Genomic DNA, 22,480 nt, shown 5'->3' with positions numbered 1-22,480 from the left:
GTGACGGCGCAGCGGGGGACCCCGTCGGTCCTCGCGCTGCCCGGCGCCGGGGACGCGCTGCGCGAGCGGCTGACCGACGGGCTCGCCCGGGTCGAGGCGCTCATCACCCAGCGTGTCGACCACGACGACCCGTTCATCGCGCAGGCGTCGTCTCACCTCACCGTCGCCGGGGGCAAGCGGTTCCGGCCGCTGCTCACCCTGCTCGCCTCCGAGCTCGGCACGGGGGTGTCCGACGAGGTCGTCGCGGCGGCCGCCGGCGTCGAGCTGACCCACCTCGCGTCGCTGTACCACGACGACGTGATGGACGAGGCCGACGTGCGCCGCGGGGCGCCGTCGGCGAACGCGCTGTACGACAACTCGACCGCGATCCTCGTCGGGGACCTGCTCTTCGGCACGGCGTCCGACATCGTCGCCGACCTCGGGCCGCAGGCGGTCAAGATCCAGGCGCAGACCTTCGTCCGGCTGTGCGCCGGGCAGATCCGCGACGACCGGCCGTGCCCCGAGGGGCAGGACCCGGTCGAGTACTACCTGCAGGTGCTCGCCGACAAGACCGGTGTCCTCATCGCCACCGCGGCCCGCTACGGCGCGATGTTCGGCGGCTGCGACGACGCGACCGTCGAGGTGATGCGCGAGTACGGCGAGCGGCTCGGGGTCGCCTTCCAGCTGGCCGACGACCTCATCGACATCGCGTCCGAGGCCGACGAGACCGGCAAGACCCCGGGCACCGACCTGCGCGAGGGCAAGCGCACCCTCCCCGTGCTGTTCGTGCTCGCCTCCTCCGACCCGGCCGACGCGCGGCTCCAGGAGCTGCTGCGCGGCGACCTCGACGACGACGCACGCCTCGCCGAGGCGCTGGAGCTGCTGCGCGCCCACCCCGCGATGGACCGGGCGCGCGAGCACACCTTCGCCGTCGCGAGCCGGGCCCAGTCGGTGCTCGAGCCGCTGCCGGCCGGCGACGCCAGGGACGCGCTGTACGCCCTCGCCACCGGCGTCGTCACCCGAGTGGGCTGAGCACCGGCTCCTGCTCGCGGACCGGTCGCCTCGGGATGGCCAGCGCGAGCGCGACGGCCGCGAAGCAGAGGACGGCGGCGCCGACCCACGCCCAGTGGTAGTCGCCCTGCGCGGTGCGGACCCAGCCGGCGACGCTCGCGCCGACCCCGGCACCGACCATGTGCGAGGCGAACACCCACCCGAAGACGACGCCCGAGTCCGCGACCCCGAAGTGCGTGCGGCACAGGGCGACCGTCGGCGGCACGGTCGCGACCCAGTCGAGGCCGTAGAAGACGATGAACACCCACATCCCCGGCTCGACGCCGGGCGCGAGCACGGCGTCGAGCGCGAGCAGCGACAGCCCGCGCCCGGCGTAGTAGCCGGCGAGCAGGAGCCGGGGGTCGACCCGGTCGGTCAGCCATCCCGAGCCGACCGTGCCGGCGATGTCGAAGACGCCGACGACGGCGAGCAGCCCGGCCGCGGTCGTCGCGGGCATCCCGTGGTCGTGCGCGGCCGGGACGAAGTGCGTCTGGATGATGCCGTTCGTCGACCAGCCGCAGACCCAGAAGGTCAGCACGAGCGCCCAGAACGGCCAGCGGCGCGAGACGCGCACGAGGGTCGAGACGGCGCGGCGGGCCGGTGACTCGGTCGAGGCGGCGGCCGGAGGTGCGGCCGCGGTCGCGCCGTAGGGCAGCAGGCCGCGGTCGTGCGGGTGGTCGGTGAGCAGCAGCGCGACGAGGACGGCGACGAGCAGGGCGAGGACGGCGACGACGCCGGCGGCCCAGCGCCATCCCGGCCCCGCCGCGGCCCGCGCGATGACCGGCAGGAACAGCAGCTGGCCGGTGGCGTTGGCCGCGGAGAAGATGCCGGTGACGAGCCCGCGGTGCCGCTCGAACCAGCGGTTGGCGACGACGGCGCCGAGGACGAGCGCCATCGCTCCGGTGCCGATCCCGATGAGCACGCCCCAGAGCAGCCAGAGCTGCCACGCGGAGGTCATCACGGTGGTGGCGGCGCTCGACAGGCCGACGAGGACGAGCGCCACGGCGACGGTGCGCCGGACGCCGAACCGCTCCATGAAGGCGGCGGCGAACGGGGCCGTCAGCCCGTAGAGGACGAGGTTGAGGCTGACCGCGCCCGAGGTCGTCGCGCGCGACCACCCGAACTCGGACTCGACCGGCTCGAGGAGCACCCCGGTCGAGGAGCGGAAGGCCGCGGCCGCGACGAGCGCGGCGAGGGTGACGGCGGCGACGAGCCACGCACGGTGGGGGAGACCGCGCGGCGGGTGGACGCGCTCCCCGACGAAGTCCCCGTCGTCCGGTGTCACGGCGCCAGCATCGCACTAGGGTCGGCCCCGTGGAACCGGTGCCCGACGGCGTGACCGCCCAGTGGGACGCGGCGACCGCGGGCCTGCCCGCGCCGCTCGTCGTCCTCGACCTCGACGCCTACGAGGCCAACGCCGCCGACCTCGTGCGGCGGGCGGGCGGCCGGCCGATCCGGGTCGCGTCGAAGTCGCTGCGCTGCCGCTGGGTGCTCGACGACGTGCTGGCGCGCCCGGGGTTCGCCGGGGTGATGGCCTACGCCGTGCGCGAGGCGGTGCGCCTCGGGCGTGCCGGGGTGCGTGACCTCTACGTCGCCTACCCCTCGGTCGACGCCGCGGCCGTCGGCGAGGTGGCCGGCGACGACGACCTGCGGCGCGAGGTGACGCTGACCGTCGACTCGGTCGAGCACGTCCGGTGGCTGCGCGACACCCTCGGCCCGGCGGTGCGCGGCGTCGGGGTGGCCGTCGACGTCGACTGCTCGGTGCGCGTCGGCCGGCTGCACCTCGGGGTGCGCCGCTCGCCCACCCGCACGCCGGCCCAGGCCCTCGCGGTCGCGCGGGCGGCGCAGGGCATCGGGCTGGAGGTGCGCGGCCTAATGTTCTACGACGCGCAGGTGGCCGGCCTGCCCGACACCCCGCCGGTCCGCCTGCTCAAGCGGCGCTCGGTGGCCGAGCTGCGCGAGCGGCGGGCGGCCGTCGTGGCGGCGGTCCGGGTCGAGGCGGACCTGCGCTTCGTCAACGGCGGCGGCACCGGCAGCCTGCACACGTTCGCGGGCGACGACTCCGTCACCGAGCTCGCGGCCGGGTCCGGCCTGTACGCCCCGACCCTGTTCGACGGCTACGACGCCTTCAGCCCGCGCCCCGCGATGGCCTACGCGCTCGACGTCGTCCGGCGGCCCGCCCGCGACGTCGTCACGGCCTTCGGCGGCGGGTACGTCGCGAGCGGCGAGCCCGGGTGGTCGCGGGTACCGGCGCCCGTGCGGCGCGGGTGGTCGCTGCTGCGCACCGAGGCGGCGGGCGAGGTGCAGACCCCCCTCAGCGGCGACGGCGTACACGGCCTCGCGCTCGGCGACCGGGTGTGGATGCGCGGCGCGAAGGCCGGCGAGCTGCTCGAGCGCTTCGACACCCTCCACCTCGTGCGGGGCGGCCGGCTCGTCGACTCGGTGCCGACCTACCGGGGCGAGGGGTGGAACCACGGATGAGCGCGACCTGGCGCAACTGGGGCGGCAACGTCGTGGCGCACCCGCGCGTCGTCACGGACGTCTCCACGGTCGACGGCGTCGTCGGCGCCGTGCGGTCGGCGGCCGAGCGCGGGCTCCGGTTACGGGTGGCAGGCACGGGGCACTCGTTCGCGCCGCTCGTCGCGACCGACGGGGTGCTGCTGCGCCTCGACGGCCTGACCGGCGTCGTCGGCGTGGACCGGGACCGGATGCGGGTGCGCGTCGCGGCCGGCACCCCGCTGCACCGCCTCAACCCCGCGCTCCAGGCGCTCGGCATGGCGCTGCCCAACCTCGGCGACATCGACCGGCAGACCATCAGCGGGGCCATGTCGACCGGGACGCACGGCACCGGGGTGCGGCTGCAGGGCATCGCGGCGGCGGTGTGCGGGCTGGTGCTCGTGCTCGCCGACGGGTCGCTGCTGCGCTGCTCGGCCGACGAGTCGCCGGAGGTGTTCGAGGCGGCCCGGGTCGGGCTGGGCGCGCTCGGGGTGGTCGTCGAGGTCGAGCTGCAGTGCGTGCCGGCGTTCCGGCTGCACGCCCGCGAGTCGGGTGAGTCGTTCGCGGCGTTGCTCGAGGGCATCCACGACCTCGCCGACGCGCACGACCACGTCGACATGCACTGGTTCCCGCACACCGACCGGGTGCTGCTCAAGCGCAACGACCGGGTCGCGCCGGGGGAGGGGCCGGGGCCGCTGCCGTCGTGGCGCCGTCGCCTCGACGACGACCTGCTGGCCAACCGCCTGTACGCGGGCGTCAACCGGGTGCTGACCCGGGCGCCGGCCGCCACGCCGCGCGTCAACCGGCTCAGCGCCCGGGTGCTCGGGGCGCGGGAGTACGCCGACGACTCGTGGAAGGTGTTCTGCTCCTCGCGCGAGGTGCGCTTCGTGGAGTCGGAGTACGCGGTGCCGCGGGCGTCGGTCGTGCCGGTGCTCGAGGAGCTGCGCGGCTGGTTCGAGCGCTCCGGTGAGCCGGTGCCCTTCCCCGTCGAGGTGCGCTTCGTCGGGGCCGACGACGTCTGGCTCTCGACGGCCTACGAACGCGACAACGCCTACGTCGCCGTGCACCAGTACCACCGGATGGACCCCTCGCGCCTGTTCGCCGCCTTCGAGGCGATCGTCGCCGAGCACGAGGGACGTCCGCACTGGGGCAAGGTCCACACCCTCGGCGCCGAGCGGCTGCGGGCGCTCTACCCCCGGTTCGACGACTACCGCGCCGTCCGCGACCGCCTCGACCCGACTCGCCTCTTCACCAACCCCCACCTCGCGCACCTCCTCCGCGCCTGACTCCAGCTCCCCGATCCCGCCGGTCGCGAGCGTTCGCGTCGTCACGGTGGTGGCTCGCTCACCTTGCCCAGTTTTGGCTGTTCGAGATGCCAGCATGTGCCCATGACGGGGCAGGCACCGGCGGGCTGGTACGCCGATGGGTACGGGAATGAGCGCTACTGGGACGGAGCTGCGTGGACGGAGTCGCTGCGGCCGATGCAAGAGCGGACCACCAGCGTCACCCAGTCGGAGGCAGCGGGAGGTGCTCTCGCGAAGTGGAGCTCCGCCGTCAGAAAGGTCGGGGCGGACAAAAGGGCAGCGAAGGACGACGCCCAGAGGCGTCAGGCGGAAGCAAGGGATGCGGCTGGTGCTCTCCACACCAGCGGCGTCTTCGGCAGCTCGACCATCGAGATCTACGAGGGCGGATACGTCCGCGTGGCATCGTGGCCGCATGGAACGTCGGGGTCCACGCCTGCGCCCATCACCAAGAGCACTCTCTTCGAGCGGCTTCGATCGATCAGTTTCACGCCGCCGCCAGGAGCGAGGCCCTCTGGTGGTCCCTCTCCGCTCGAGGGCGCAGTCAGCCCAGCCATCGCTTCCCTCATCAAGGGCGGCAAGGGTCTGATGAAGGCCAGCGCACCGGGGATTGCGGCGGCCGGCATTGCGCATCTTGCGGGAGCCGACGCGCGCAAGGCGTTTCTCACGATCGTCACTGATCGGCAGATCCACAACCTGACGAACCAGACAGGAAAGCCGCTCATCGGTTCGACGAACCGCGGACACGTCGACGTCGCCGTGGCATTGGAGCAAGCCGGCAAAGAGGTCCTCGGCGATCGCGATCTTCCCACCAGCGAGGTCGCTCCGCCTCCGCCTCCACAGGGCGTCACGCTGGGGGTGCCGCCAGCCTTCGACTCGAGTCAGCCGATCAAGGGCGCTGCTGCCAGCGTCTCTGATCGTCTTCGAGAACTGGCGTCCCTGCATCAGGACGGCATCTTGTCCGACGAGGAGTTCGCCTCGGCCAAGGCAAAGCTCCTCGACACCTTCTGACCGATCGCGGGAGGGGCTCGGCTGGATGCGACGAACCACCCGGGAGGCGACTGTCGGCTCGTGAAGCACGAGCCATGTCGACCCTGCCCTTGTGCAGCTCATCGTGTTCGCGGGCGCGAGGCTCCGGGCGGGTAGGGACCGGGCACGTGTCTTCACCGAAGCGCACGTCGCACCCCCAACCGCTGGAGGCAGCGCACGGCACCGGACAAAAGTGCGCGTATCGTACCCTTGAGGAGTACGATCAGCGAAAAGATGCGGAGGTGCGGCATGGCGACTATGAGACGCCCAGGCCTGCCGACCGAGTTCGCGCGGGCCGCGCTACGGACCGTGCGCGCCCGCGACGTCACGGTGTACGCCCACCCGCGCACGCAGCTGGCGCGCCTCGAGCAGGCCGGGCTGCTGCACCGTCTGGCGGACGGCTACTTCGCGGTGGTCCCGAGCGACCGGGTCGGTGAGGGATGGAGGCCGACGGTGGAGGCAGCGGCGGCCGGGGTGGCCGCTGCCGACTTCGGGGCCCGGGGCTTCGCGCTCATGGGCGTGAGCGCCGCCCGCCTGCACCACGTGCTGCCCCGAGCGGTGGGCATCGCGGTCGTCGCCGCCCCTCGGCGCCGTGCGCCCGTCACTCTGGCCGACCGGGACGCCACGGTGCGCTTCCTCGTCCGTGATCTCGCCCTCATGCACCTGGAAGTCCTCGAGAGCGACCTCGGTCGCTGCCTCGTCACCACTCCCGAGCAGACGCTCCTCGACCTGGCGCACCGGCCGAGGCAGGACGGGCTGCCGGAGGAGGTGGACGCGGCCGTCCGGGCGCTCGCGCCGCGGTGTGACCCGGACCTCGTCGCCGAGGTCGCCGACGGTCAGCGGCTCGGCCGTGCGCTCGACCGCCTGCGTCGGCAGGGGCTCCTGTCGTGACGTCCGCGGAGGCCAGCGGCCTGACGCTCGACGACCTCAGGCGGGAGACCGAGCGGTTCGGCGTCGCCGAGGAGCAGGTCCGGAGGGACCACCTCATCTCGCACGTGCTCGCCGCCGTCGCACGGTCCTGCGCCGACGACGTGGTCTTCTTCGGCGGGACCGCGCTCAGCCGCACCCATCTCGTCCACGCGCGCCTCTCGGAGGACGTCGACCTCCTGGCGACGACCGCACGGACCGACGTCGTCCAGAGGCTGGTGCGGTCCGTCGAGCGGAGCGTGATGCGGACCCATGGGCGTCCGACGTGGGTCCCACCCTTCACGGACCGGGACGTCGAACCGGCCGGCCTCGTCGCAGGCGGCCTGCGGCTGCGTGTCCAGGTCCTGCGCGGCGACCACTACCCGAGGTGGCCCGTCGAGAGGGTCGAGGTCGAGCAGCGCTACGTGGATGCCCCGACCGCGAGGCTGACGGTGCCGACGCTCGCGTCGTTCGTCGGATGGAAGACGGCCGCCTGGGTCGACCGGGGTGCGGCCCGTGACCTCTACGACCTGTGGGCCCTCGCCGAGATCGGTGCGATGGGTCCGGAGGCCGCGGAGCTCTTCGTCCGGCACGGCCCGACCGGTGGCCCTCCCCGGCCGTTCATGTTCGGCGCCGCGCCGAGCGAGCAGACCTGGGTGGCGTCGGTGGGCGGGCAGACCACCCTGACCGTCACGGCCGACGAGGCGCTCGCCGCGGTGCGGCACGCATGGGGGCGGGCCCTCGGTCCGCGCTGGGCGTAGCGCGCCGGCCGTCCGGCTGCTGCGTCCAACCCTCGACACCACTCGGACGAACCCCGCGCCGGACCGTTTGCGGACGGGCAATCCGGGGGAGGGGTCCTCGTGACGGAGCGCGGCGACCACGCCGCGCTCGGGGACGAGAGGACGACGGCGTGAAGGCACTGACATGGCAGGGCAAGCGGGACGTGCGGGTCGAGGACGTGCCGGACCCGCGCATCCAGGAACCGACCGACGCAGTGATCCGCGTGACCTCGACGGCGATCTGCGGCTCCGACCTGCACCTGTACGAGGTGCTCGGCGCGTACCTCACGCCGGGTGACGTCCTCGGGCACGAGACGATGGGGGTCGTCGAGGAGGTCGGCCCCGAGGTGACCCACATCGCGCCGGGGGACCGGGTCGTCATCCCGTTCAACATCTCCTGCGGCTCCTGCTGGATGTGCGAGCGCGGCTTCTACGCGCAGTGCGAGACGACGCAGGTGCGCGACCAGGGCAAGGGCGCGTCGCTCTTCGGCTACACGAGCCTGTACGGCGCGGTCCCCGGCGGGCAGGCCGAGTACCTGCGGGTGCCGCAGGCGCACTTCGGGCCGGTCAAGGTGCCCGACGAGCACCCCGACACCCGCTTCCTCTACCTCTCCGACATCCTGCCGACGGCCTGGCAGGGCGTGCGCTACGCGGACGTCGAGGAGGGCGGCACGCTCGCCGTCATGGGGCTGGGGCCGGTCGGGCAGCTGGCGACCCGCATCGCGAAGCAGCTCGGCGTGGAGCGGGTCATCGGCGTCGACCTCGTGCCCGAGCGGCTCGCTCTCGCGCAGCGGTACGGCGTCGAGACGGTGGACCTGCGCGAGGTCGACGACGTGCCGGGCGCGCTGCTCGACCTCACCGGCGGGCGCGGCCCGGACGGCGTGCTCGAGGCGGTCGGGATGGAGGCCCACGGGTCTCCGCTCGCCGCGACCGCCCAGGCCGCGGTGGGGCTGCTGCCCGACGCGCTGGCCCGACCGCTCATCGACCGCGTCGCCATCGACCGGCTCGCCGCCCTCACCGCGTCCTTCAAGTCGGTCCGCCGCGCGGGGACGGTGAGCATCAGCGGGGTCTACGGCGGCGAGGTCGACCCGCTGCCGATGATGGAGATGTTCGACCGCGGCATCACCGTCCGGATGGGCCAGTGCCACGTCAAGCGGTGGATCGACGAGATCATGCCGCACGTCCTCGACTCCGCCGACCCGCTCGGCCTCGAGGACCTGGCGACGCACGTCCTCCCGCTGGCCGAGGCGCCCCGGGGCTACGAGATGTTCCAGGCCAAGTCCGACGGCTGCGTCAAGGTGGTGCTCCAGCCGTGAGGGGCGTCCCGGGGCGCACCGTGCTCGTGACCGGCGCGTCGAGCGGCATCGGGCGCGCGACGGCGCTGCAGCTGGCGGCCTCGGGCGTCGACGTCGCCCTGCTGTCGCGGTCCGAGGAGGTGCTCGAGGAGGTCCGCGCGCAGTGCGAGGAACTCGGGGTGCGGGCCGTCGTCACCGTCGCGGACGTGACCGACCGCGATGCGCTGGAGGCCGCGTTCGAGCGGGCGCGGACCGAGCTCGGGCCGCTCGACGGGGTCGTCCACTCCGCCGCCGCGCTCACCTACGGACGGTTCGAGGACGTCCCGGCCGAGGTGTTCGACGGCGCGCTCGCGAGCACGCTCGGGGGCACCGCCAACGTCGCCCGCCTGGCGCTCGAGGCGTTCCGCGCCCGGGGACGGGGCAGCCTCGTCGTCGTCGGGTCGCTGCTCGGAAAGATCAGCACGCCCTACATGAGCTCCTACGTCACGGCGAAGTGGGGCGTGCACGGCCTCGTGCGCACCCTGCAGATCGAGGCGCGCGCCACTCCCGGCATCGACGTGAGCCTCGTGTGGCCCGGTGGGGTCGACACGCCCGTCTACCTCCAGGCGGGGACCTACCTGCAGCGGCACGGCCGTCCGCCGCCCCCGGTCGACCCGCCCGAGAAGGTGGCCGCCGCGGCGGTCCGCGCGCTCTGGTCGCCGAAGCGGGAGGTCATGGTCGGTCCGCTCAACGGCGTCGTCGTCGCCGGGTTCCGGCTCCTGCCGGCCGTCTTCGACGTGCTCGTCACCCCGCTCATGCGGCTGAGCGGCCTCGGCCGCGAGGAGGTGGCGAACTCGCCGGGCAACGTCCTCGACCCCACGCCGGAGGGCGAGGCCGTCCACGGCCGCTGGAGCCGCCGCCTGTCCTGAGCGCTCGTCCGGCCGGCCTCACACCACGGCGGGCCCGTCCGGCGTGCCGTAGTGGTGGGCGAACGGCGAGACGTCGGCCGGCGCCTGCCCGAGGTAGACGACGACGCGGCAGCCGGGGTCGCCGACGGCGATCCGCTCCTCGAGGAGCACGGAGGCGCCGACGTCGTGGTTGCGCGCGGCGATGCCGCCGAAGACGCTCGAGGTCATCCGGCAGAGGGCCGGCGCCTGACGGACCGTCTCGCCGAAGGGGCAGCGGGTGTTGACGAGGACCACGCGCTCGTCGGTGGCCTCGAGCACGCTGAACCCGCCGTCGATGGCGTGCTTGAGGCGGACGTAGCAGCGGCCGAGGTCCTGCGGCGAGAGCCGGCCGACGACCTGCTCGGCGAGGCGGAACTCGGCCTCCATCTGCCCGCCGACGTCGATGCCCACCTGGGCGACTGCGGCCTCGGCCGCGTCCGGCCCGTGGTGGTGCTCGACCGCCCGCGACATCTCGACGACGAGGGCGCGCAGGAACGACTCGCGGCCGAAGCCGCCGTCAGGGCCGGCCTCGTCGAGCGCGGGCAGGAGCCCGCCGTCGCGCCGTGGTGGGTCGACGCTGTGGGTCGGCCTGCGCGAGACGGCCAACCGCATCGAGACGACGGTGCCGGACTCGCGCCGCAGCCGCGAGACGACGTCGTGGGCGAGCAGCCCGATGATCCCCATGCCGCGGCCCGACTCCGCGAGGTCGGCGAGCCCGGCGAGGTCGTCCGCGTCCGTCGACGGGGCCGGCGCGGTGCCCGGCGCCAGAGGCCGCGGGAGGGAGCCTCCGACGTCATAGACGGTGAGCGCGGGGTGCTCCTCGGCCCAGGAGAGGGACACCCACACCGGGCCGGCGGTGTGGCGCAACGCGTTGCCCACGGCCTCGCTGACGACGAGCTCGGCGTCCTCGACCGCCTCCCGGTCCGGGAGCGCGTGCCGGGTCAGGTACCGGCCGATCTCGCGGCGCAGCTCACCGAGCTGGTCGTGCCGGTCGAGGTACCAGTCCATGCAGCCCATCATGGGCGCCCCGCCGACCGTCGGGAGCCGAAGTGACGGACCGGCCGGGCAGGCCCGGGCGACGGGCTCGTCACCCTCGACACCGTCGCGCAGCCCCGCGATAGTGGGATGACGGCGATCGGGCCTAGGGACCACGGGGTGTGCGATGAGCTTTCACGAACGACCGGGGAGCGAGGGTGTCGTCGTCCTTCCCGAGGCCGAGCAGATGTCCCGCCCGGGCGTGGGTCGGGCCGTCGCGCTCGGCGCGCAGACGGCCGGCGACTTCGGTCTCTTCCGGGGTGAGATGCCGTCGGGCAGCGAGGTGGCCGCGCACCTCCACCAGACCTTCTCCGAGTCCTTCTACGTCCTGTCCGGTCGCCTCGAGCTGTGGGACGGCGGGTCCTGGCGTGGCCTGGCGGCCGGCGACCTCGCGTACGTGCCGCGAGGAGGCGTGCACGGCCTGCGCGTGCCCGAAGGGCCGGCGGAGGTGCTCACCCTGTTCGTCCCCGGCGTGGCGCGTGAGCAGTTCGTCCTCGAGCTGCTGGAGATCCGGCAGTCCGGGCGCACGCTCACCGCGCAGGAGTGGACGGAGTTCTACGCCCGCCACGACCAGTACATGGTCTGACGCGGAGCGGTTCGCTCACCAGCCGACGTATCTGTCGCTCTCTCACGCAGGCTGCTGCGGCGCGTCACGCCAGGCCGCGGTGGGCGGACCACCGCTGCGCGGCCCGGGTGGCGGCCGCCTCGACGAGGGCCCGCAGCTCGGGGGAGTCCGGCACCCGGAACGACGTGTACGCACCGCGCCCACCGTCCGTGGGACGCCCGTAGGCCTTCGCGGCGAGCGTGCCGTCGGGGAGCATCCGGACGTTGAGCGTCGTCAGGAGGAACTCCTCGCCGCGGCGCGAGTCCGTCCACTGCAGGTGCTCCGGCACGGCGACGTTGATCGCCATCGCGCTGACCTCGACCTCGTCGTCCACCGGGCCATCCTGCACCGACGGCCAGGGCTTCAGCCGACGGCGGACACCCTTGCCGAACCCGGGCCCAGGCCTCAGGGTCGGGGTGTGGTGACCATGGAGAGGGTCGACGTCGGTGGGGGACTGCACCTCTCGCGCCGGGTCAGAGCGCCGCGCGAGCGAACGGGCGCGCCTCCTGTCGTCCTCCTGCCGGGCACCGGCATGACCGCCCGCGACTGGGACCACGTCGCCGCTGACCTCGCGGCCGGCCGCACCGACGCCCGCCGGCACCCCCCGCGCGGCCGGACGGCGAGCTGCCCTTCGACTGGGCCGTCGTCGAGCAGGTCCGACCCGAGGTCGACGACCCCGACCCCGGATGGCCGGACCTGGTGCGCCGCATCACGGCCCCGACCCTCGTCGTCGGCGGAGGATCGAGCAGCCACGTCCCGCAGGAGCACGTGCGGGAGCTGGCCGACACGCTGCCGGACGCCCGCCTCGTGACCATCGACGCCGGGCACCTCGTCCACGCCACCGAGCCCGAGCGCTTCACCGCCGCGGTGCGCGCCTTCCTCGACGCCTGACCCGGGTCGTCAGGCGGTGCGGCCGGCCTCGGCCGACGCCAGCACCTCGGCGAGCTGGTCCCGGGCGTCCCAGCTCCCGGGGTCGGTGCTGCTCACCCATCCGTCGACCTGCTCCCGCGCCCACGCGGTCCAGGCGAGCACGGCCAGCTCCTCGTCGACCTGGTAGCGCAGCGTGATGGCGCTGAGGTGGGCCCGCTCCGGGAAGGGCGCCGACTCGAGCGTCTCGCGGGTCAGGGTGGCGAGCGTCGCCAGTCGATCGCGCGCCTCGGTCTCGATCTCCGACAGCGTGGCCCGCAGCTGCTCCAGCGTGCCTCCGTCGGCGAAGAAGACCTTGACCATGGCGGCGAAGTCCGTCGTCCGCGGTTCGGCGGGACGGTCCAGCCAGTCGCCGAGGACCTTCCGTCCGTCCTCGGTGATGGCGTAGACGGTCCGGGGGCGGTTGCCCGTCGCCTCCATCGTCGCGGTCGCCGCTCCGCTCGCGGTGAGCAGCTTGGGCTCTTGGTAGAGCTTGCGCTCCGCGCGCGGCCAGAACCACCGCAGGCTGCGTTGCATCTGCTTGGCCAGCTCGTACGTGGTCCAAGGACGCAGCCGCAGCAGGCCGAGCATGGCGGCGGAGGTCGTCGAGGAAGGCTGCATGCCACATCTTGACATAATGCATCGTGCAGTATCAAACTCATCCCGACATACTGCACAGGGCAGTATCGACGAGAGGGCAGCACGATCATGACCTGGCTCGACGACCTCGACGCCGCCATCTCCGGCGACGTGAGCACACCCGGCGCCCGCTACTGGGACCACCACCGGGCGGCCTGGAACGTCGCGGTGGACCAGCGCCCGCTCGCCGTCGCGCGACCCGACACCCCCGAGGACGTGCGGGAGGTGGTGACCGCGGCGGCCCGGGCCGGTGTGCGGGTGGCCCCTCAGTCCACCGGGCACAACGCGGCGCCGCTCGGCGACCTGTCCGACACCGTCCTGCTCCGCACCGACCGGATGCGCGGCGTGGCGGTCGACCCGACGACGCGCACCGCGCGGGTGGAGGCCGGCGCCCTCTGGGGCGACGTCACCGAGGCCGCCGCCACCCACGGGTTGGCGGCGCTCGCGGGCTCCGCGGCCGACGTCGGGGTGACGGGCTACACGCTCTCGGGCGGCCTCTCGTGGTTCGCCCGCTCGCACGGCCTCGCGGCCGACCACCTCGTCGCGGCCGAGGTGGTCACCGCGGACGGCGAGCTCCGACGGGTGGACGCCGCCACCGGACCCGACCTCTTCGAGGCACTGCGCGGCGGAGGCAACGGCATCGCCGTGGTGACCGCGCTCGAGTTCCGGCTGTTCCCGGTGCGCGAGGCGGTGGCCGGTGCCCTGTTCTTCCCCCTCGAGGCCGCCTCCCGGGTCTTCGCCGCGTGGTCCCGCTGGACGCGCACCGTGCCCGACGAGGTCACCTCCGTCTGCCGGGTGCTGCGGTTCCCCCCGCTGCCCGACCTCCCGCCGCACCTCGCCGGCCGGGCCTTCACCGTCGTCGAGCTGTGCTCCACACTGGACGCGGCGACGACGGAGGCCCTCGTCGCCGGACTGCGAGCGCACCACCCCTTGATGGACACCGTCACGACCACGCCCGTCGAGCAGCTGCACCTGCTGCACATGGACCCGCCCGGCCCGGTGCCGGCCGCGGGTGACGGCATCGTGCTCGGCGACCTGCCGGCCGAGGCCCTGGACGCGATGCTGCGCCAGGTCGGGCCGGCTGCCGAGACGCCCCTGCTGAGCGTCGAGCTGCGCCACCTCGGCGGCGCCCTCACACCGGGCGCGAAGTGCGGCCCCGGCGCGTCCCGGGGCATCGCCGGCTCGTACCTCTGCTTCGCGGTCGGCATCACGCCGACGCCGGAGGCGGGCGTCGCGGTGCGGGCGGCGGTCGACTCGCTCGTCGACGCGCTGTCGCCATGGGCCGGTGAGGGGCGGCTGCCCGGCTTCGTCGAGCACGCCGCCACCCCGGAGGCGGTCTACGGTGACGCGCTCGAGCGGCTGCGCGAGGTCAAGCGCCGCTACGACCCGACTGACCTCGTCCGGGCCAACCACCCGTTGCTCGAGCGCTCCTCGCGCCCGACGGACAGGGTCCCGCGGGTCCTCGAGGGGGCGCCGGCGTGACGCTCATGGTCGTCGTCGCACACCCCGACGACGAGACGTTCGGGTGCGGGTCCGTGCTCCTCGAGGCCGCCGAGCACGCCGAGACCGTCGTCGTCTGCCTGAGCCGGGGGGAGGCCGGCGAGGTGGTCGACGGCGTCGAGGTCCCCGCCGATGGCGTCGGCGCGCTGCGCGAGACCGAGCTGCGCCGCGCGGCCTCGGTGCTCGGCGTCTCGGCGGTGGAGGTCGTCGGTCTCGGCGACTCCGGGATGGACGGTGAGCCGCCGACCGGCTCGATCTGCGGCGTCCCGTTCGACGACCTCGTGGCCCGGGTGCGCGAGGCCGTCGAGCGCCACCGCCCCGACGTGGTCGTCACGCTCGACGGCAGCGACGGTCACCGCGACCACGCCCGGGTCCGGGACGCCGTGCTGGCCGCGACGCCACCGGACGTCGTCGTGGACGCGCACTGCTTGCCCCGCTCCCTCCTCCACCGCTGGCTGGTGGAGAAGAGCGGCGAGGACTCGGCGCAGGCCTACGCCGAGCTGCCCGACATCGGCTGTCCCGACGAGGACGTCACGACCGTCGTCGACGTCCGTCGGCACCTCCCGGCGCGGCAGGCCGCCATCCGCGAGCACCGGTCCCAGGCATCGCCGTTCGACGGCCTGAGCGACGAGCTCACCGAGGCCTTCCTCGGGCACGACCACCTGCGGCGCCTGCGGGGCGGTCGGCACGGCGTCGGCCCGGAGGCCGGGGCGGGCGACGTCCTGCCTCGCTGAGTCAGCATCGACAGGGCTGGTGGAGGGCTGGAGGCACGGCCGGCGCAGGAGGCCCAGCTGGCGCGCCCGGTGGTCACGGTGCGACGAGGTGCAGGTTGCGCTGGGCTGAGCCGGACGTGCGGAGGGGCCAGGTGGCGGTCCGTCAGACCTGAGCCGCACGCCACCGGTGGTACTCGGGCCTCAGGCAGCTGGCGCACGGACGGTACCCGGCCGCGAGCGCGACCTCTTCGTCGGCGAAGAAGACCCGGTGTTGCACGTACTGGCCCTTCGCGATGTACCGCAGAGCAGTGGGACAGTCGAGGCGGCCGTAGACCTTGCTCCGGCGGTGACCCCCCAACGTCCCGGGCACGGTGGACGCGTAGGGCTTCCCGTCGCGGCCGAGCAGCGTGTACTCCTTCATGCTTTGCCGGCCCGGGCCCGGACCCGTCTACTCGCAGCCGACGCCATCGCCATCGCGGTCGAGGTGCCTCGCATACCCAGGGTCGCCGCGGTGCACCGGCGCGGCACCAGCGGCCCGGGCGGCGTCGCAGTTCTTGAAGTAGACGCTCGTGACCACCGGCTTGACGGCAGCCCTGGCCTTGGCGGCGGCTGCCGCCTTCGCCTTCGCGGCGGCCGCGGCCTTGGCCTTCTTGGCAGCCGCAGCCTTGGCCTTTGCGGCGGCTGCGGCCTTCGCCTTCTTGGCCGCTGCGGCCTTCGCAGCGGCGGCGGCCTTCGCCTTCGAGGCGGCCTTGGCCTTGGCCTCGGCGGCGGCCTTGGCCTGCGCCTCGGCAGCTGCCGTCGCCTCCGCGGCGGCGGTTGCCTCTTCGGCTTGTTGGGCCGCTGCCAGCTCGGCGGACTCGTCGGCCGACGCAGTCGAGGCAGAGCCGACGAGAGGCTGCGCTCGGCCGGACGTGAGTTCGACTTCCTGGGTGCCGCATGCGGCGACGGTGAGCATCAGAACGGTGGCCGCTGCGGCCTGGGCGACGACAGAAATACGCACGACGAGTTTCCCCCTGCTTCGAGTCCTGCGAACCTACGACCTGCGGGGTTGCTGCACAAGGCTCCTCGCGGACGGATCTGCGCCGGCCCTTGCCGACGCGTCAGACGGTGGGCTCGGGGCACTCCGGCGAGCGGGCGGCCGCGGCGGCGCGGCGGGAGGTGCGGGCCGCGGTGAGGGAGTCGTAGGACAGCAGCACGAGCGCCACCCAGACGATGCCGAACCCGATCCACAGCCGGCCCGACACGTGCTCGCCGAGGAGCGTCACGCCGACGACGAGCTGCAGCACGGGGGTGATGAACTGGATGAGCCCGACGGTGACCAGCGGGATGCGCCGCGCGGCAGCGGCGAACAGCAGCAACGGGACCGCGGTGACGACCCCGGACAGCACGAGCAGCGTCGTGTGCCACCCGCCGTGCCCGGCGAAGGTGATCTCGTCGCGCGCAGCGAGCACGAACAGGACGACGACGGCGACCGGCGCGAGCACCGTCGTCTCGGCCGCGAGCGAGTGCATCGCCTCGAGCGAGGCACCGACCTTCTTCTTGACCAGCCCGTACAGACCGAACGAGAACGCCAGCGCGAGAGGGATCCACGGGACGACGCCACCGGCCACGGCCAGCCACACGGAGGCCAGGGCCCCGATGCCGACCGCCGCCCACTGCAGCGGCCGCAGCCGCTCGCGCAGCACGAACACGCCGAGCGCCACCGTGACGATCGGGTTGAGGAAGTACCCGAGCGCCGCCTCGTAGGTGCGCCCGGTCAGCACCGCCAGGACGTAGATGACCCAGTTCGCGGCGATGAGCAGCCCGGCGACGGTGATGCCGCCGACCAGCCGGGGCCGCGAGACGAACGACCGGATCCACGCGAGGTCGCGCCGCACGAGCAGCACGAGCACGCAGACGGCGAGCGTCCAGAGGATGCGGTGCGCGAGGATCTCGAACGCCCCGGACGGCTCGAGCGCCGCGAAGTAGAGCGGGAAGAGTCCCCAGATGCCGTAGGCGAGGAAGCCGTAGCCGGTGCCCCGGCGGACCTCCGCCGCAGCCTCGGCCACGGCGTCCCCCGACGATGCCCGTTCGTCGCCGGCCGCGGTCACCCCACGGTCCACGTGTCGCGGCCGCGCAGCAGCTCGTCGAGGTCCCCGTCACCGGCGGGCCCGCCGGCGGCGTCGACGGCGCCCTCGACCTGCGCGCGCACGAGGTCGTCGTACGTCGGCCGCGCGACCTGGCGAAAGATGCCCATCGGCACGTGCGTCATCTCGGGGGAGTCCAGGCGCGAGAGCGCGAAGGCCGCCGACGGGTCCTCCGCCGCGGCGTCGTGGACGACGACCTCGCGGGTGCCGACCTCGGCCTCCGGCACGAACTCCGACGTGCCCCCGGCGACGCGCACGAGCACGCGGCGGTCGTCCTCCGGCCCGACGGTCACCGGCTCGCCAGAGCGCAGCCGCACGATGCGAGCCGCCTGCTGCGAGCGGTCCTTGAGCACCTCGAACGCGCCGTCGTTGAAGATCGGGCAGTTCTGGTAGATCTCGACGAGCGCGGCGCCCCGGTGCTCGGCCGCGGCCTTGAGCACCGACTTCAGCTCGTCGCGGTCGGACTCCATCGCCCGCGCGACGAACGTCGCCTCGGCCCCGAGCGCCAGCGACACCGGGTTGAACGGCGCGTCGACCGACCCGAGCGGGCTCGACTTCGTGACCGACCCCGTGCGCGACGTGGGGGAGTACTGCCCCTTGGTCAGGCCGTAGATCTGGTTGTTGAACAACAGGATCGTCATGTTGACGTTGCGGCGCAGCGCGTGGATGAGGTGGTTGCCGCCGATCGACAAGGCGTCGCCGTCACCGGTGACGACCCACACCGACAGGTCGGGCCGCGAGGTCGCGAGACCGGTCGCGATGGCCGGGGCGCGCCCGTGGATCGAGTGCATCCCGTAGGTGTCGAGGTAGTACGGGAAGCGCGACGAGCAGCCGATGCCCGAGACGAAGACGATGTTCTCGCGGCGCAGCCCGAGCTCGGGCAGGAACGACTGGACCGCGGCGAGGATGACGTAGTCGCCGCAACCGGGGCACCAGCGCACCTCCTGGTCCGAGGTGAAGTCCTTCTTCGTCTGCTTCGCGGCGTCGTCCGGCAGGTGCGGGACGTGCTGGAGGCCGGTCACGGGCATGCCGAGCTCGACGGTGGTCACTGGATCTCCTCGAGGGTGGTCGAGACGACGTCGGCGAGCTCGACCGTGGTGAACGGCAGCCCCCGCACCGACGTGTACGAGCGGACGTCGACGAGGTACTCGGCGCGCAGGAGCAGCGCGAGCTGGCCGGTGTTCATCTCCGGCACGACGACGCGCTCGTAGCGGCGCAGGACCTCGCCGAGGTTCGCGGGGAAGGGGTTGAGGTGGCGCAGGTGCGCGCGGGCCACGTGGTGGCCGGCGTTGCGGACCGTGCGCGTGGCCGACGCGATCGGCCCGTAGGTCGAGCCCCAGCCGAGCACGAGGACCTTCGCGTCGCCGCTCGGGTCGTCGACCTCGACGTCGGGCACGGTGGCGCCCGCGACCTTCGCCGCGCGCAGCCGGACCATCCGGTCGTGGTTGTCGGGGTCGTAGCTGATGTCGCCCGTCACGTCGGCCTTCTCGATGCCGCCGATGCGGTGCTCGAGGCCGGGCGTGCCCGGCACGGCCCACGGTCGCGCGAGCGTCTCGGGGTCGCGCAGGTACGGACGGAACACCGCAGCACCCTTGTCGTCGACCGCGTTCGGCTCGGCGGCGAGGTCGACCGCCATCTCGGGCAGGTCCGAGACGGACGGCACCGACCACGGCTCGGAGCCGTTCGCGAGGTAGCCGTCGGAGAGGAGGATGACCGGCGTCCGGTACGTCGTCGCGATGCGGACGGCATCCATCGCCGCGTCGAAGCAGTCGGCCGGCGTCTGCGCGGCGACGACCGGCACCGGCGACTCGCCGTTGCGGCCGTACATCACCTGGAGCAGGTCGGCCTGCTCGGTCTTGGTCGGCAGGCCGGTCGACGGGCCGCCGCGCTGGATGTCGACGACGACCAGCGGCAGCTCGAGCGAGACCGCGAGCCCGATCGTCTCGGACTTGAGGGCGATGCCCGGGCCGGACGTCGTCGTCACGCCGATCGAGCCACCGTAGGACGCGCCGAGCGCGATGCCGATGCCGGCGATCTCGTCCTCGGCCTGGATCGTCGTCACGCCGTGCCGCTTCATCGACGACAGCGCATGGAGGATGTCGGACGCCGGGGTGATCGGGTACGAGCCGAGCACGAGCGGGCGGCCGGCGCGGTGCGCGGCGGCCACGAGGCCGAGCGCGAGCGCCGTGTTGCCGGTGACGTTGCGGTAGGTGCCCGGCGCCATCGGCGCGGCCTTGACGACGTACGAGGAGGCGAAGTCCTCGGTCGTCTCGCCGTAGTTCCAACCGGCGCGCAGGGCGGTGAGGTTCGCCTCGAGGATCTCGGGGCGGCCGCCGAACTTCTTCGCGAGGAAGGCCTCGGTGCCGGTCGTCGGCCGCGTGTACATCCACGACAGGAGGCCGAGGGCGAACATGTTCTTCGCCCGCTCCTTCTCCTTGCGGCTCAGGCCCTCGAACGGCGCGAGCGCCTCGACGGTGATCGAGGTGAGCGCCACCGGGTGCACGTGCCAGGAGTCGAGGCTGCCGTCCTCGAGCGGGTTGGCGTCGTAGCCGACCTTCGCGAGGTTGCGCTTGGTGAACTCGTCGGTGTTCGCGACGATCGTAGCGCCGCGCGGCACGTCGGCGAGGTTGGCCTTGAGCGCCGCCGGGTTCATCGCGACGAGGACGTCGGGGGCGTCGCCCGGCGTGAGGACGTCGTGGTCGGCGAAGTGCAGCTGGAAGCTCGAGACGCCGGGCAGCGTGCCCTGGGGCGCGCGGATCTCGGCCGGGAAGTTCGGCAGCGTCGACAGGTCGTTGCCGAGCGCCGCGGTCTCGGAGGTGAAGCGGTCGCCGGTCAGCTGCATCCCGTCGCCGGAGTCTCCGGCGAACCGGATGACGACGCGGTCGAGGGTCTGGACGGTCTTGCTGGTCACGGTGGTCCCTGGGGTGTCGGGAGTGCTCTCGTGGGGCCCAACCCACGGGTGGGCGCACCGTGTTCCATCGTACGTCGCAGGTGAGGCCACCCTTCCTCGCATCCACGACCCGACCACCCGTCGTCCAGCCGTCGTCCGCCGGTCCTCCGGGACCGCCCGCGTGGGGAGTGCTCCCCCTTGTACGGTCGGGGGACAGCCGGGAGGGTGGATGCCGAGAGGTCCACCGCACGAGGGGGAGGCATGGGGTACGAGGTCCAGATCGAGGACCTGCGCAGCTCGGCGCAGGCGGCCCGCGACGCGCTCGACGTCGTCGAGGACACCACGGCCCCCGACGACCTGCGCGGCGTCGCGGCCGCCATCCCCGGCGCGAGCGCCGCGTCGCTCGTCGAGACCGTCGCCACCAGCTGGGAGGCCGACGTGCGCTCCTGGGTCCGCGGCGCCCGCCGCTACGCCGAGGGCCTGGAGTCCGCGGCCACGCGGTACGAGACCGACGACGCCGCCGCCCGCGCCGCGTTCACGCCCGCCGGCCCCAACCAGCCGCGATGAGCCTCACCTGGGGCCAGGTGAAGCAGTGGAGGGCCGCGCCCTTCACGACGGCCGAGGAGGCGCTGACGACCAGCCGGCGCACCCTCACCGACCGCGCCGACGACCTGCGCACGATGGCGGGCCCGGCGCGCTGGACCGGCTCGGCGGCCTCCACCGCGAGCACCCGGCTGCGCCGCGTCACCGACGACCTCGAGATCCTCGTCGCCGAGGTGAGCGCCGCCCGCCGGGCCGTCATCGAGGCCGGTGACGCCGTGACCGGTGTCGAGCACGCCGTCGACGCCGTGGTCGAGTACGCGAGCGCCCACGGCCTGACCATCTCGGCCGACGGCACGGTGAGCGACGAGAGCGGTCTCCAGATGTGCTACGCCAGCGAGCACGACGAGCAGGTCGCCCGCCAGGAGCGCCAGGTCCTCGTCGACGAGTGCGTCGCGCGCGTCGAGCAGGCGCTGCGCAAGGCGAACGACGTCGACGTCGACCTCGTCGCCGTGCTCACCTCGGTCCGCGACGGCACGATCGCGGACGGCTCCGACCTCTCGCTCGACGAGGCAGCCCGCGACGGCGACGCCGCCGGCCACCTCTCGCTCCTCGGCCCGCCGAGCGGCGGCACCCCTGCCGACAACACCGGATGGTGGGAGTCGCTGTCGCCGGAGGAGCAGCAGCGCGTCCTCGACGAGCACCCGGACTGGGTCGGCAACCTCGACGGCATCCCGATGGGCGTCCGCGACGAGGCCAACCGCACCCGCCTCGAGGACGCCGCCACCGAGCTGCGCGACCGGCAGCAGGACATCGAGGACGAGCTCGCCGCGATGGACCCCGACCCCTACGACCCCGACTACCTCGCGCTCCTCGCCGAGGCGCAGACCATCCGCGAGCAGCTGGGCGCCATTGACACGCTCGAGGAGGCGCTCGAGAAGCCCGACACCCACCTGCTGGTCTTCGACCTGACCCCGGGGCAGCGCCCGCAGGCCGCGGTCTCCATCGGCGACGTCGACACCGCCGACCACGTCGGGGTCTTCACCCCCGGCCTCACGAGCACGGTCGAGGGGATGGGCGGCTACGTCAACGACATGGCCGACCTGCGCGACGCGACCCTGGACCAGCTCGCCCGCAACGGTGACTTCGACAGCACGGTCGCCACGGTCGTGTGGCTGGACTACCAGGCGCCGCAGTGGGGCTCGACGTTCTCCGGCGACTCGGTCGCGCTCTCCGGCGCGGCCGAGGACGGGGGCGCCTCGCTCGCCGACTTCTACCGGGGGATCAACTCCTCGCGCGCGACCGACCCCGACCTCACCGCCCTCGGCCACTCCTACGGGTCGACGACGACCGGGTACGGCCTCCAGCACGAGGGCACGGGGGTGGACCGGGCGGTGTTCTTCGGCTCGCCCGGCCTCGGCACGAGCGACGTCGACGACCTCGACATCCCGAGCGGGAGCGCCTACTACGCCGAGGCGAAGTGGGACGGCGTCGGGGACCTCGGCCGCTTCGGCATCGACCCCTCGGCGATGGACGGCATCAACCACCTCGAGACCGGTGACGCGACGGTCGACGGGCAGGATTACGCGGGGGTCAGCGGCCACTCCAGCTACCTCGAGCAGCACTCGACGAGCCAGTACAACATGGCGACCGTCGTCTCCGGCCACCCGCAGGACGCCGTGGAGGGCAACAACACCGGCATCACCGACGACCCCCGCGCCTGGGACTGGTGGCCCTCGTGGCTCGGGGGGTGACGGCCCGCCGCC

The 22,480-nt window shown here is 73.7% G+C and carries 23 protein-coding genes; 14 read left to right on the top strand and 9 right to left on the bottom strand.

The annotated features are described in order from the left end of the window. Window positions 1–1,011, top strand: a complete 1,011-nt coding sequence (locus KMZ30_RS12865; RefSeq protein ID WP_215513474.1) for a polyprenyl synthetase family protein — start codon at window positions 1–3, stop codon at window positions 1,009–1,011. On the opposite strand, the gene KMZ30_RS12860 is transcribed toward KMZ30_RS12865, so the two are convergent. Continuing rightward, window positions 995–2,314 (bottom strand): MFS transporter, encoded by a 1,320-nt coding sequence (locus KMZ30_RS12860; protein ID WP_215513371.1) that lies wholly within the window; start codon window positions 2,312–2,314, stop codon window positions 995–997. The genes KMZ30_RS12865 and KMZ30_RS12860 overlap by 17 nt on opposite strands. Window positions 2,315–2,343: 29 nt before the next feature. Between KMZ30_RS12860 and KMZ30_RS12855 the strand changes: the two genes are divergently transcribed. From KMZ30_RS12855 to KMZ30_RS12825, 7 genes are all read left to right on the top strand, one after another. Further along, window positions 2,344–3,510, top strand: a complete 1,167-nt coding sequence (locus tag KMZ30_RS12855; RefSeq protein ID WP_308279791.1) for an alanine racemase — start codon at window positions 2,344–2,346, stop codon at window positions 3,508–3,510. Next, the gene (locus KMZ30_RS12850) at window positions 3,507–4,811 is read left to right on the top strand and encodes a D-arabinono-1,4-lactone oxidase (RefSeq protein WP_215513370.1); all 1,305 of its coding nucleotides are present in this window, start codon (window positions 3,507–3,509) and stop codon (window positions 4,809–4,811) included. Before KMZ30_RS12855 ends, KMZ30_RS12850 begins: the two co-directional genes overlap by 4 nt. Window positions 4,812–4,913: 102 nt before the next feature. Continuing rightward, window positions 4,914–5,837 carry a DUF2510 domain-containing protein gene (locus KMZ30_RS12845; RefSeq protein WP_215513472.1) on the top strand — a complete coding sequence of 308 codons (924 nt, stop codon included), beginning with the start codon at window positions 4,914–4,916 and terminating at the stop codon, window positions 5,835–5,837. Between the two features lie 276 nt (window positions 5,838–6,113). Further along, window positions 6,114–6,746: a type IV toxin-antitoxin system AbiEi family antitoxin gene (locus KMZ30_RS12840; protein WP_215513369.1), complete on the top strand. Its 633-nt coding sequence runs from the start codon at window positions 6,114–6,116 to the stop codon at window positions 6,744–6,746. Continuing rightward, window positions 6,743–7,522 carry a nucleotidyl transferase AbiEii/AbiGii toxin family protein gene (locus tag KMZ30_RS12835; protein ID WP_215513368.1) on the top strand — a complete coding sequence of 260 codons (780 nt, stop codon included), beginning with the start codon at window positions 6,743–6,745 and terminating at the stop codon, window positions 7,520–7,522. Before KMZ30_RS12840 ends, KMZ30_RS12835 begins: the two co-directional genes overlap by 4 nt. 149 nt (window positions 7,523–7,671) lie before the next feature. Next, on the top strand, window positions 7,672–8,856 hold the full coding sequence (locus KMZ30_RS12830; protein WP_215513367.1) for a zinc-dependent alcohol dehydrogenase: 1,185 nt from the start codon (window positions 7,672–7,674) through the stop codon (window positions 8,854–8,856). Further along, a complete protein-coding gene (locus KMZ30_RS12825; protein WP_030526723.1) occupies window positions 8,853–9,743 on the top strand; it encodes an SDR family NAD(P)-dependent oxidoreductase in 891 nt (296 codons plus the stop codon). Before KMZ30_RS12830 ends, KMZ30_RS12825 begins: the two co-directional genes overlap by 4 nt. An 18-nt stretch (window positions 9,744–9,761) precedes the next feature. Here KMZ30_RS12825 and KMZ30_RS12820 read toward each other — a convergent pair whose 3' ends face one another. Beyond that, window positions 9,762–10,769, bottom strand: a complete 1,008-nt coding sequence (locus KMZ30_RS12820; protein ID WP_215513366.1) for an ATP-binding protein — start codon at window positions 10,767–10,769, stop codon at window positions 9,762–9,764. A 154-nt stretch (window positions 10,770–10,923) separates the two neighbouring features. Between KMZ30_RS12820 and KMZ30_RS12815 the strand changes: the two genes are divergently transcribed. After that, window positions 10,924–11,382, top strand: coding sequence for a cupin domain-containing protein (locus KMZ30_RS12815; RefSeq protein ID WP_215513365.1), 459 nt, complete (start codon window positions 10,924–10,926; stop codon window positions 11,380–11,382). 64 nt (window positions 11,383–11,446) lie between these two features. On the opposite strand, the gene KMZ30_RS12810 is transcribed toward KMZ30_RS12815, so the two are convergent. Further along, complete coding sequence (locus KMZ30_RS12810) at window positions 11,447–11,734, bottom strand: hypothetical protein (RefSeq protein WP_308279790.1); 288 nt, start codon at window positions 11,732–11,734, stop codon at window positions 11,447–11,449. 365 nt (window positions 11,735–12,099) lie between these two features. Here KMZ30_RS12810 and KMZ30_RS12805 point away from each other — a divergent pair, with 365 nt between their 5' ends. Then, window positions 12,100–12,291 (top strand): alpha/beta fold hydrolase, encoded by a 192-nt coding sequence (locus tag KMZ30_RS12805; RefSeq protein ID WP_215513364.1) that lies wholly within the window; start codon window positions 12,100–12,102, stop codon window positions 12,289–12,291. A 9-nt stretch (window positions 12,292–12,300) separates the two neighbouring features. On the opposite strand, the gene KMZ30_RS12800 is transcribed toward KMZ30_RS12805, so the two are convergent. Beyond that, window positions 12,301–12,927 (bottom strand): PadR family transcriptional regulator, encoded by a 627-nt coding sequence (locus tag KMZ30_RS12800; protein WP_215520042.1) that lies wholly within the window; start codon window positions 12,925–12,927, stop codon window positions 12,301–12,303. A gap of 87 nt (window positions 12,928–13,014) precedes the next feature. Here KMZ30_RS12800 and KMZ30_RS12795 point away from each other — a divergent pair, with 87 nt between their 5' ends. Both KMZ30_RS12795 and KMZ30_RS12790 read left to right on the top strand, forming a co-directional pair. Continuing rightward, window positions 13,015–14,427, top strand: coding sequence for an FAD-binding oxidoreductase (locus KMZ30_RS12795; RefSeq protein WP_215513362.1), 1,413 nt, complete (start codon window positions 13,015–13,017; stop codon window positions 14,425–14,427). A gap of 5 nt (window positions 14,428–14,432) precedes the next feature. Further along, complete coding sequence (locus KMZ30_RS12790; RefSeq protein ID WP_226902755.1) at window positions 14,433–15,179, top strand: PIG-L deacetylase family protein; 747 nt, start codon at window positions 14,433–14,435, stop codon at window positions 15,177–15,179. Between the two features lie 142 nt (window positions 15,180–15,321). Here the strand turns inward: KMZ30_RS12790 and KMZ30_RS12785 are convergent, their stop codons facing one another. From KMZ30_RS12785 to KMZ30_RS12765, 5 genes are all read right to left on the bottom strand, one after another. Beyond that, window positions 15,322–15,579 carry an Ada metal-binding domain-containing protein gene (locus tag KMZ30_RS12785; RefSeq protein WP_215513360.1) on the bottom strand — a complete coding sequence of 86 codons (258 nt, stop codon included), beginning with the start codon at window positions 15,577–15,579 and terminating at the stop codon, window positions 15,322–15,324. Window positions 15,580–15,606: 27 nt separating this feature from the next. Beyond that, window positions 15,607–16,158 (bottom strand): excalibur calcium-binding domain-containing protein, encoded by a 552-nt coding sequence (locus KMZ30_RS21695; RefSeq protein ID WP_308279789.1) that lies wholly within the window; start codon window positions 16,156–16,158, stop codon window positions 15,607–15,609. 100 nt (window positions 16,159–16,258) lie between these two features. Then, the gene (rarD, locus tag KMZ30_RS12775; protein WP_215513359.1) at window positions 16,259–17,206 is read right to left on the bottom strand and encodes an EamA family transporter RarD; all 948 of its coding nucleotides are present in this window, start codon (window positions 17,204–17,206) and stop codon (window positions 16,259–16,261) included. 38 nt (window positions 17,207–17,244) lie between these two features. After that, a complete protein-coding gene (locus KMZ30_RS12770; RefSeq protein ID WP_215513470.1) occupies window positions 17,245–18,312 on the bottom strand; it encodes a 2-oxoacid:ferredoxin oxidoreductase subunit beta in 1,068 nt (355 codons plus the stop codon). 17 nt (window positions 18,313–18,329) lie between these two features. After that, window positions 18,330–20,195 carry a 2-oxoacid:acceptor oxidoreductase subunit alpha gene (locus KMZ30_RS12765; RefSeq protein ID WP_215513358.1) on the bottom strand — a complete coding sequence of 622 codons (1,866 nt, stop codon included), beginning with the start codon at window positions 20,193–20,195 and terminating at the stop codon, window positions 18,330–18,332. A 240-nt stretch (window positions 20,196–20,435) separates the two neighbouring features. Between KMZ30_RS12765 and KMZ30_RS12760 the strand changes: the two genes are divergently transcribed. Both KMZ30_RS12760 and KMZ30_RS12755 read left to right on the top strand, forming a co-directional pair. Then, entirely contained in the window at window positions 20,436–20,741 is a 306-nt protein-coding gene (locus KMZ30_RS12760; protein WP_215513357.1) for a hypothetical protein, read from the top strand. Further along, window positions 20,738–22,468 (top strand): alpha/beta hydrolase, encoded by a 1,731-nt coding sequence (locus KMZ30_RS12755; protein WP_215513356.1) that lies wholly within the window; start codon window positions 20,738–20,740, stop codon window positions 22,466–22,468. The genes KMZ30_RS12760 and KMZ30_RS12755 overlap by 4 nt, the downstream gene beginning before the upstream one ends. Window positions 22,469–22,480 lie beyond the last annotated feature (12 nt).

The organism is Phycicoccus mangrovi (genome assembly GCF_018729305.1).
Taxonomy (GTDB): Bacteria; Actinomycetota; Actinomycetes; order Actinomycetales; family Dermatophilaceae; genus Phycicoccus; species Phycicoccus jejuensis.
This window is presented reverse-complemented; position numbering and strand designations above follow the sequence as displayed.